Annotated in this window: 7 protein-coding genes; 3 read left to right on the top strand and 4 right to left on the bottom strand. The window is 75.8% G+C overall.

Going from position 1 to position 7,654, the window contains the following annotated elements:
- Positions 1-39: 39 nt before the first annotated feature.
- Positions 40-897 (bottom strand): LLM class flavin-dependent oxidoreductase, encoded by an 858-nt coding sequence (locus ABD323_RS38120; RefSeq protein ID WP_344446690.1) that lies wholly within the window; start codon positions 895-897, stop codon positions 40-42.
- A 203-nt stretch (positions 898-1,100) separates the two neighbouring features.
- Positions 1,101-2,279, bottom strand: coding sequence for a nucleotide disphospho-sugar-binding domain-containing protein (locus ABD323_RS38115; protein WP_344446689.1), 1,179 nt, complete (start codon positions 2,277-2,279; stop codon positions 1,101-1,103).
- A gap of 283 nt (positions 2,280-2,562) precedes the next feature.
- On the opposite strand from ABD323_RS38115, the gene ABD323_RS38110 reads away from it, so the two are divergent.
- On the top strand, positions 2,563-3,300 hold the full coding sequence (locus ABD323_RS38110) for an SDR family NAD(P)-dependent oxidoreductase (protein WP_344446688.1): 738 nt from the start codon (positions 2,563-2,565) through the stop codon (positions 3,298-3,300).
- A gap of 116 nt (positions 3,301-3,416) precedes the next feature.
- On the opposite strand, the gene ABD323_RS38105 is transcribed toward ABD323_RS38110, so the two are convergent.
- Positions 3,417-3,812 carry an antibiotic biosynthesis monooxygenase family protein gene (locus tag ABD323_RS38105; RefSeq protein WP_344446687.1) on the bottom strand — a complete coding sequence of 132 codons (396 nt, stop codon included), beginning with the start codon at positions 3,810-3,812 and terminating at the stop codon, positions 3,417-3,419.
- Positions 3,813-3,986: 174 nt separating this feature from the next.
- On the opposite strand from ABD323_RS38105, the gene ABD323_RS38100 reads away from it, so the two are divergent.
- Entirely contained in the window at positions 3,987-5,669 is a 1,683-nt protein-coding gene (locus ABD323_RS38100; protein ID WP_344446686.1) for an FAD-dependent monooxygenase, read from the top strand.
- Between the two features lie 201 nt (positions 5,670-5,870).
- Positions 5,871-7,124, top strand: a complete 1,254-nt coding sequence (locus ABD323_RS38095) for an acyltransferase family protein (RefSeq protein ID WP_344446685.1) — start codon at positions 5,871-5,873, stop codon at positions 7,122-7,124.
- Here the strand turns inward: ABD323_RS38095 and ABD323_RS38090 are convergent.
- A partial coding sequence (locus ABD323_RS38090) for an MmyB family transcriptional regulator (protein WP_486327165.1) occupies positions 7,062-7,654 on the bottom strand: 593 nt, incomplete at its 5' end. The genes ABD323_RS38095 and ABD323_RS38090 overlap by 63 nt on opposite strands.

Genomic DNA, 7,654 nt, shown 5'->3' with positions numbered 1-7,654 from the left:
GCCGTGACCGTCGTCGGTCACGGCGCCGGGGCGGGTGGCTCAGAGCGCGGCTTCGGCGAGCAGCTCCACCTGCTTGAGGTCGGCCGTGCAGGGCAGCAGGATCAGCTCGTCGCAGCCGGCCTCCGCGTAGGCCTGCACGGCGTCCTTGAGCTGGACCGCGTCGGCGAGCACGCCGGAGGCGGTCCGCTCGGCCTTGGGGCCGACGAAGGAGTAGTAGCCACGCAGGTAACTGCCCGCCACCTGCAGCGAGTCGGGGCCCAGCGAGGCGTAGACCAGGGAGACCATCCGCGGCTTCTCGGTGCGGCCCGCCTCGCGCCAGGTCTGCTGGGCCCGGCGGACCAGCTCGGCGTAGGCGGTCACCGAGTTGCCCCCGGCGATCCAGCCGGTGCCGAACTCGGCCGAGCGCCGCATCGCGCGCCCGGAGTGCCCGCCGACCAGCAGCGGGATCCCGTTCTCGCGGGTCGGGTGCGGGCCGATCGCACCGTTGGGGCCCTGGCCGGCCCAGATCTCGCGCAGCTCGCGCAGCAGCCGGTCCATGGCGTCGCCGCGGCCCGCGTAGTCGGCGCCGGTCGCCAGGTAGTCGTCGTCGCGCCCGCCGGTCGCCACGCCCAGGGTCAGGCGCCCGCCGGAGATCGCGTCGACGGTGGCCGCCTGCTTGGCCAGCAGCGCCGCGCCGCCGCGGTAGGTGGCGATCAGGATGGTGCTGGCCAGGCGGATCCGCTCGGTCGCCGCGGCGGCCGCGGCCAGCGAGACCAGCGACTCGAAGTTGTCGTACGCCAACCGGTCCAGCACGCCGAGGCTGGCGAAGCCGCACTCCTCGGCCCGGCGGGCCCACTGCGGCAGTTCGGGGCCGGACTTGTCGGGCACGGTGGTGGGCAGGCCCACGCCGATCTCCACGGTTCTCTCCTTCGTCGTCGCACCGGCGCGCGCCCGGCGGGGCGCCCGGCGGCGGGGTTTCGCGGTGGCCGGCCCGCCGCCGTACCCGGTGGGGCGGGCGCGGCGGCGGCCCGTCGAGGGGCGACGGTCACCCGCCGGTGGGGGGGGCGGGTGACCGCGGGGGTACGTCGGCCGGGGACCCGGTTCTCGGCCGGGCCGCGGACTCAGCTCTCGGCCGGGCCGCGCTCGACCAGCTGCTCCAGGGCGGGCACCAGGTCGGCCGGTGCCGGCTGCTCCAGGATCCGCTCGCGCAGGCGCCGGGCGGCGGCGCGCTGCGGGCCGTCCTCCAGCAGGCTCTGGGCGTCCTCGCGCAGCTGCTCGACGGTGGCCTCGTCGCGGGTCAGCACCTCACCCGCGCCGGTGGCCAGTACCCGGGCCGAGTGCCCGGTGTGGTCCGGCAGTTGGGGCACCAGCAGGAGCGGCAGGCCAGCGTGCAGGGCGGTCAGCACGGTGCCCGCCCCGCCGTGCGAGACCACCAGGTCGGCGTCGCCCAGCAGCAGGTTCAACGGCACGTCCACCACGACCTTGATGTCGTCGGGCAGCCCGGCCAGCAGCGGCACCTGCGCGGCGGAGACCGCCAGCACCACCTCGGTGTCGGCGCCGCGCACGGCGGCGGCCGCCTGCGGGGCGAAGAAGTGCGCGTCGGAGAGCTTGGCCAGGGTGTGACCCCAGGTCACCACCACCCGCTTGCGGCCGGCGGCGGGCGGCGCGAGCGCCGGCGAGGGCGCGGCGCCGGGGCCGTTGAAGGGCAGGTAGCGCACCGGCTTGCGCTGGTAGTCCACCGGCAGCTGGAACTCCTGCGGGCAGGGGTCGATGGTGAACGCGCCGAACGGGTCGAAGGCGCCGGCTCCGTTGCGCTCGGCCAGCGGGGCGAGCACGTCGGGCAGCATGCCCCGGGCCCGCACCAGCAGGTCGGTGCCGTACAGGTGGCGCACCGCGGGAATCTTGGCGGCGGCCGCGGCGATCGGGCCGGCCAGCGCGGTGGGCTCGTAGACCACCAGGTCGGCCCGCCAGTCGCGGGCCAGCGTGGTGAGGTCGTCGACCATCGAGTCGGCGTGCGCGTAGAACATCCGCATGGCGCGCGGGCCCTTGCCCTCCGGACCGGCCGGCACGACCGGCGCGGGGACGGCGGCGGACGGCAGCAGGTAGCCGGACACCAGGCCGACCGCGTCGACGTCGGTGCCGACCGCGGCGGCCGGCAGGCCGGTGCGGACGATCTCGTCGAAGATCTCGGGCTGGCTGGCGACCAGCACCTCGTGCCCGGCGGCGCGGCAGGCCCAGGCCAGCGGCACCAGCGAGTACAGGTGCGAGGGCCACGCCCACGTCGTGAACAGGATCCGCATGGATCGTCCATCCTCCCGGGAGACTGACGGTTCGTCCCACCTGGACCCGGCGGCGCCGGCGCGCCCGGCGCGCGGGGTGGAACGGCTGCCCCGAAGCTCTCCCACCCCCCTATCGGCCCGGTCGCGGCGAACTCGAAGCCGGTGGTCGCACCGGTGGTCGAGCCGGTGGGGACGGCCGGCCGGTCGACCCGCTGTCCAGGCAGACCCGAGAGGGCCGCGCGACGGTGGCGGCGGACAACCGGCAGGCCGCAGATCACAGGCATCGCAGATCGCAGGAGGACAGATGGACCAGGGACTGGTCGGCAAGCGTGTGCTGGTCACCGGGGGCACCCGCGGGATCGGCCGCACCACCGTGCTCGCCTTCGCCCGCGCCGGGGCGCAGCTGGTGGTGGTCTCGCGCAGTGGTGGCGAGGACGCCGCCACGCTCACCCAGGAGCTGAAGGAGTTCGGCGAGGGCCACCTGCTCGTGCAGGCCGACGTCACCACCTCGGCCGGCGTGGCCACGGTCGCCGCCCGGATCCAGGAGACCGTCGGCGGGCTGGACGCGGTCGTCAACAACGTCGGCGTGGACGGCCAGGTCTGGTTCGCCGACCTGGCCGAGGAGGAGTGGCACCGGGTGGTCGACCACAACGTCACCTCCGCCTACCTGGTGACCCAGGCGGTGCTGCCGCTGCTCGCCGACGGCGGCTCGGTGATCAACGTCGGCTCCTCGGTGGCGACCCGCGGCCGGGTCCGCGGCGTGCACTACACCGCCTCGAAGGCCGCCCTGATCGGCCTGACCCGCGCGCTCTGCAAGGAGCTCGGCCCGCGCGGCATCCGGGTCAACACGGTCGCCCCCGGGCTGACCGAGACCGAGCCGGGCGCCGGCCTGCCGCCGGAGGCGGTGGAGCGGATCGTCGGGATGACCGCGCTGGGCCGGATCTGCCAGCCGGAGGACGTGGCGGGCTCGATCCTCTTCCTGGCCGGCGACACCTCCGCCTACATCAGCGGCGTGACCCTGAACGTCGACGGCGGCGTCTGACACCGCGTGTCCGACACGGCGCGTACGTGCCTGCGGCGGGACCCCGGTCGGGGCCCCGCCGCAGTCGTGCGTGCGCGCGCTCAGGTGCTCGTGTTCGGGCGCTGGCGCTCGGACCCTCAGGCCGGGACCGGGGAGCGCAGGTCGTGGACGATCCGGGTCACCGTCATCGAGCCGCCCGCGCGCAGCGGGGCGAGCCGGCGGCGGTGCTCGACGTGCGCCTGGCTGGTCTCGAACTCCCGGAAGCTCGGCTCGTCGGCCCAGTCGGTCAGCACGTAGTAGACGTGGCTGCCGTCGCCCTCGGTGGCCCGCACCAGGACCTGCCCGCGGTTGGCCGTACGGGTCGCGATGATCTTGCCGATCTCCAGCCAGACCTGCTCGAACTCCTCCTCGCGCCCCGGCACGATGTCCATCCGCAGGATCACCCGGACCGGCTCGCCGCTCGGGTTCCCGTTGTTCTCAGCACTGCTGGGGGCCGTGCCGCTGGTGGCCGCGCCCTGCTGCTGCTGCGCCATCTCCGCCCGCCTCTCTCTCGCCCGTGGCCTCGTCCGGCCGGCTCGGCCCGACCGGGCCAGCCTGGCTCCCGGGCCTCGAATCCCGGTCAATGGGGCCCGACTTGAGTCGTCCCCGATCGAGGGAGGCGATCGTCCGGGCACCTCGTACCGTCGTAACACCCGAAGGGGGATCGGATGACCACGCAACCGCAGGCCCGGGTACTGATCGTGGGGGGCAGCCTGGTCGGCCTGTCCACCGCACTCTTCCTGGCCCGCCAGGGAGTGCGCTGCCTGGTGGTGGAGCAGCGCCCGGAGCTCTCCGCCCACCCGCGCACCCGCGGCGTCAACCCGCGCTCGATGGAACTGCTGCGCGGCGTCGGCCTGGAGGAGCGGCTGCGCGCGCTGCCCTCGGCGCGGCTGCTGGCGCGCAACAGCGGTGTGCGCCTGGCCCGTTCGCTGGCCGGCCCCGAACTCGGCGCGTTCCGCGAGGAGTACTACCGCGAGGTCCGCTCCGACCTGAGCGACCTCTCCCCCACCGACTGGTGCCTGTGCCACCAGAACGAGTTGGAGGGCGTGCTGCGCGAGGCGGCCGAAGCGGCCGGCGCCGAGCTGGTGTTCGGCACCGAGTTCGTCTCCTACGAGCAGGACCCGGGCGTGGGCGGCGGCGTGCTGGCCCGGCTGCGGGACCGCTCCGCCGCGTGCTCCTGGCAGGTGCGGGCCGACTACCTCGTCGCCGCGGACGGCGCCCGCAGCGCGGTGCGCCGCGGCGCCGGCATCGACTTCCGCGGCACCGGGCAGCTCGGCCGCTTCCTGGCCGTGCACTTCCGCGCCGACCTCGCCGAACAGCTCGGCGAGCGGCGGTTCGTGATGTGCTACACCTTCAACTCCCAGGTGCGCGGCGCGCTGATCCCGCTGGACAACGGCCGCGAGTGGCGCCTGGACGTGATCCTCGATCCGACCTCGACCGAGGACCCGACCAGGGTCTACACCCGCGAGCGCTGCGTCGAACTGGTCCGCGCGGCCGCCGGGGTGCCGGACCTGGCGGTGGAGATCCTGGGCACCGTCCCGTGGGAGGCCGCCGCCAAGGTGGCCGAGCGCTTCCGCGAGGGCCGGGTGCTGCTGGCCGGCGACGCCGCGCACGTGATGCCGCCGAGCGGCGCCTTCGGCTCCAACGCCGGTGTGCAGGACGCCCACAACCTCGCCTGGAAGCTCGCCGCCGTGCTCGCCGGGCAGGCCGGGGAGTCGCTGCTGGACAGCTACGACGCCGAGCGCCGGCCGGTCTGCGCGGCCACCGTGCGCCAGGCCGTGCTGCGCCAGCAGGACCGGCCGCGCAGCGGCGAGCGCGGCGAGCGGCGCGGGCTGCCGCCGGGCATCGTGGACGACGCGGCGCTCTGGTTCGGCTGGCGCTACCACTCGCAGGTGCTGGCGGTCGAGGAGCAACTGCCGGGCGGCGCTGCGGTTTCGGCCGGCACGGCGGAGGGCGAGGAGGTCTGGACGAGCGAGCCGCTGGGCCTGCCCGGCACCCGGGCCCCGCACGTGCGGCTGCGCCGCGGCGGGCAGGAGTGCTCCACGCTCGACCTCTTCGGCCCCGAGCCGGTCCTGCTGACCGGCTCGCTGCCGGGCCACTGGCCGGCCGCCGCCGAGGCCGCGGCGCTGGCCACCGCGCTGCCGCTGCGGGTGCACACCGTGCGCGGCGAGGGCGAGTTGGCCGATCCCACCGGCACCTGGGCCAAGGCCTACGGGGTGACCGACGCGGGCGCGGTGCTGGTGCGCCCGGACGGGGTGATCGTCTGGCGCTCGGCGGGCGCGGCCGCCGGCGGGGCACCGGGCGCGCGGGCGGCGCTGGAGTCGGCGCTGGCGGTGATGCTGGGACGGTGAGCGGGGGCCGAGCCGCTGGGCCGCTGGGCCGCTGGGCCGCTGCCGGGTCGTGCCCCCGTACCCGGGCGCGACCCAGCCGGGCTTGACCCGTCGGCGAGCGGGTCTTGACATGCTCGGTGCGGTCCGGCGGGCCCGCCGGACCGCTGGGCCCCACCGCCCACGGGGTACCGGGGCCCGGCGCGCATCGCGCCCGGAAAGGTCGTGGCCCCTGTGCCGACCCACCAGCCCGCCTCCCCACCCGCCGCCTCACCGCCCGCCCCGCCGCCGCCGTCCTCGCGGCTGCCCTCGCTGACCGGCCTGCGCTTCCTGGCCGCCGCCCTGGTCTTCGTCTACCACAGCAGCGTCTCCGGCGCGTTCACCGACGTGGGCCTGCAACAGGACTTCGCCACCGCCGCCGGGAGCGCCGGTTTCGTCGGCGTCTCGTTCTTCTTCGTGCTCAGCGGCTTCGTGCTCACCTGGTCCGCGCGGCCCGGGGACGGCGTGCGCGGCTTCTGGCGGCGGCGGCTGGTGAAGGTCTACCCGAACCACCTGGTCACCTTCCTCGCCGCGCTCGCCCTGCTGGCCTGGAACGGCGGGTCCACCGGCCTGCGCGAGGGCGCCGCCAATCTGCTGCTGCTGCACGCCTGGGTCCCGCGCTACTCGTACATGTCCAGTGTCAACGCGGTGAGTTGGTCGCTCTCCGTGGAGGCGCTCTTCTACCTGGGCTTCCCGCTGCTGTACCGGGCCGTCGCCGCGATCCGCCCGCGGCTGCTCTGGTGGGCCGCCGGCGCGGCCGCGCTCGCGGTGCCGCTGGTCGTGCTGCTGGCCCAGGGCCTGCTCGCGGACCAGCCGCGCTGGCCGTGGGGCCCGGCCTCGTTCACCCAGATCTGGTTCGTCTACCTGTTCCCGCTCGCCCGGCTACCGGAGTTCGTGCTGGGCATGCTGCTCGCCCGGATCGTGGCCACCGGCCGGTGGATCCCGCTGGGCCGGTGGCCCGCCGCGCTGCTGGTGGCCGGCGGCTACCTGCTCTCGCTGCACGCGCCCTTCCTGTACCGCTTCGAGGCGTGCACGGTCGTCCCGTTGGGCCTGCTGATCGCCGCCGCCGCGCACGCCGACGCCCAGCGGCGCCCCGGCGTGCTGGGCGGCCGGGTGATGGTGCGGCTCGGCGAACTCTCCTTCGCCTTCTACCTGGTGCACGGTCTGGTGCTGGAGTACGGGCACCGCGCCTTCGGCCGCCCGGCGAGCCCGTTCGGCTACGGACCCGCCTGGCGCACGCCCGTGGCGGTGGCCTTCCTGGCGGGGGCGCTGGGGGTCGCCGTGCTGCTCGCCTGGGTGCTGCACACCGTGGTCGAGCGGCCCGCCATGCGCCACCTCGCCGGCCCACGGCCACCCGCCGCCCGTTCGACCGTCCCGTCAACTCCGGTCGACAGAGCCGGCGGTGAGGCTCCCGAGGAAGGCCAGCGCCTGCTCGGATGAGCTGCCCGGCTCCGCGGTGTAGACGACCAGCAGGTGCCGCGCCGCGCCGGGCGCCCGGAAGGTCTCGTACGTCAGCGTCAGCTCGCCGGCCACCGGGTGGCGCAGCCGCTTGCTCCCGTGGGTCTTCTCGTGCACCCGGTGGCCGGCCCAGAGCGAGCGGAACTCCGCGCTGCCGAGCGAGAGTTCGCCGATCAGCCGGACCAGCTCCGGCTCGTGCGGGCGGCGCCCGGCGGCCATCCGCAGCATGCCCACCGTCCGGTCGGCGGCACTCTCCCAGTCCGGGTGGACCTCCCGGGCGTCCGGGTCCAGGAATATCCGCCGGGCCATGTTCCGCTCCCGCGGCGCCAGCGCGTCGAAGTCGGCGAGCAGGGCGGCGGCCAGCCGGTTCCAGGCGAGCACGTCGCTGCGCTCGTTCATGATCAGCGCGGGCGTGGTCCCGATCGCCTCGACCAGCCGGCGCAGCCCCGCGCGGACCGCCTCGCCCCGCGCCTCACCGCGCGGCTCACCCCGGGCCGCGCCACCGCCGCCCG

The sequence above is a fragment of the Kitasatospora nipponensis genome (assembly GCF_039528135.1).
Taxonomy (GTDB): domain Bacteria; phylum Actinomycetota; class Actinomycetes; order Streptomycetales; family Streptomycetaceae; genus Kitasatospora; species Kitasatospora nipponensis.
The sequence above is the reverse complement of the archived record's forward strand: the minus strand, read 5'-3'. Positions and strand labels throughout refer to the sequence as shown.